A 2243-nucleotide genomic window follows, 5' to 3' on the forward strand; every position below is an offset into this window, starting at 1 on the left:
GATCTCGGGCAGGTGGTGGACAGCGTAAAACAGGACAAGCAGCTTACCTGGGGCAACGGCGGCGCGCCGGGCATCACCCTGGCTGTGGAGCGCCAGCCGGGAACCAATACCGTGCAGGTGGTGGACTCCATCCGCAAGCTCCTGCCGGGCCTTGAGCGCCAGTTGCCGCCGTCCGTTACGCTGGAAGTCTTTTACGACCGTTCCGACTCCATCCGTCATTCAGTGGCGGACGTCAAGTTTACTCTGGTGCTTACGGTTTTTCTGGTGGTGCTGGTCATTTTTGTGTTTCTGCGCAACCTGCCCGCCACCATCATTCCCAGTCTGGCCCTGCCCATGTCGGTCATTTCCACATTTGCCGTCATGGCGGTGCTCGGCTACAGCCTGGACAATCTCTCGCTCATGGCCCTGACGCTGGCCGTGGGCTTTGTGGTGGACGACGCCATCGTCATGCTCGAAAACATCGTGCGCCACCAGGAGATGGGCAAGGACCCGCTGACGGCGGCCTATGACGGATCGGCGGAAATCGGCTTCACCATCGTATCCATGACGGTTTCGCTGGCGGCGGTGTTCATTCCCGTGCTGTTTATGGGCGGCATTGTGGGCCGCCTGTTCAGGGAATTTGCCGTGGTCATCATCGCGGCCATTCTGGCATCGGGCGTGGTATCGCTCACGCTTACGCCCATGCTGTGCGCCTACTTTCTGAAGGCGCGCGGCGCGCATGCCGTGGGGCGTACCGCCGGACAGGGCTTTTACGGCATGCTTGAGCGCGGTTTTGACCGTCTGAACAGCCTGTACGCGCGCTCGCTGGATGTGGTGCTGCGGCATCGCCTGAAGACCCTCACGGCCTCTCTGCTTTTGCTGGCGCTGACCGTGTGGCTGGGCATCGTCATGCCCAAGGGTTTTCTGCCCGTGGAAGACCTCGGCATGCTCGTGGCCAGCACCGAGGCCGAGCAGGGCGTGTCCTACGAGGGCATGGTAAACGCGCAGCGCAGCCTTGACCCCCTGCTGGAAAAAAATCCCCATCTGGCGGTGTACAACTCCATTGTGGGCATTGTGGGGGGCAGCCCGAGCATGAACAACGGCATACTGCTCATGCCGCTCAAGCCTCATGACCAGCGGCCCGGCATCGAGCAGGTGGCCGAGCAGTTGCGGCGCGAGCTGAATATTTCGCCGTCCTTGAGGGTCTTTGTGCGTGTGCCTCCGGCCATCAATATCGGTGGGCGTTCCTCAAAAGCCCTCTACCAGTATACGCTTTCCGGGCCGGATATGGAGGCCCTGTACGCCAGCGCCCAGGAAGTGGAAGAAGCCCTGCGCGCCCTGCCGCAGGTGCAGGACGTGAACAGCGATCTGCAATTGAAAAACCCCGAACTGCGGGTTACCATTGACCGTAACCGGGCGGCGGCTCTGGGCGTAAGTCCGCATCAGATCGAACTGGCTCTGCAATCGGCCTACGGGTCGCGTGAAATCTCGACAATTTACGCGCCAACCAACGATTATACGGTTTTTGTGGAGTTGCAAAAGAAATTCCAGCAGGACAGCGCGGCCCTGTCGCGCCTGTATGTTCGCGCGGCGGACGGCAATCTTGTGCCGCTGGACACGCTGGTAAAGATGGAGCCGGGCGTTGGCCCCATTGCCGTGAACCACAACGGCCAGTTTCCGGCGGTGACCATTTCATACAACCTGCGGCCCGGCGTGTCGCTGGGGCAGGGAGTGGCCGCTGTGGAGGCCGCCGCCAGGCCGCTGCTGCCGGATACGGTCACGGCCGAGTCACAGGGTACGGCCCAGGCTTTTCAAAGCTCTCTGACGGGCATGGGCTGGCTGCTGGTGCTGGCGATTGTGGTCATTTATCTGGTGCTCGGCATCCTGTATGAAAGTTTTATCCACCCCCTGACCATTCTTTCGGGACTGCCTTCGGCGGGCTTCGGCGCGCTTGCCACCCTGTGGCTGTTCGGCATGGACCTGAACCTGTACGGCTTTGTGGGCGTTATCATGCTGCTGGGCATAGTGAAAAAGAATGCCATCATGATGCTGGACTTCGCGCTTGAGGCGCAGCGTCATAATCCCCGGATGGAACCTCTGGAAGCCATTACCCGTGGTTGCCATGTGCGCTTCAGACCCATTATGATGACCACGGTGGCGGCGCTTATGGGCGCGCTGCCCATTGCCATAGGCATCGGGGCCGGGGCCGAGGCACGGCGACTTGAGCCGGCTCCGCTTTATCATTTTGTCTACAAAACCCATAT

At 60.9% G+C, this 2243-nt stretch carries 1 protein-coding gene; it reads left to right on the forward strand.

Annotated elements, in window-relative coordinates; all coding sequences use genetic code 11:
* Positions 1-2243, forward strand: a 2243-nt coding sequence (locus tag V6C16_RS11575) for an efflux RND transporter permease subunit (protein WP_333543272.1), incomplete at both ends; no start/stop codon positions are given.

Source organism: Desulfovibrio sp. 1188_IL3213 (assembly GCF_036763145.1).
Taxonomy (GTDB): Bacteria; Desulfobacterota; Desulfovibrionia; order Desulfovibrionales; family Desulfovibrionaceae; genus Desulfovibrio.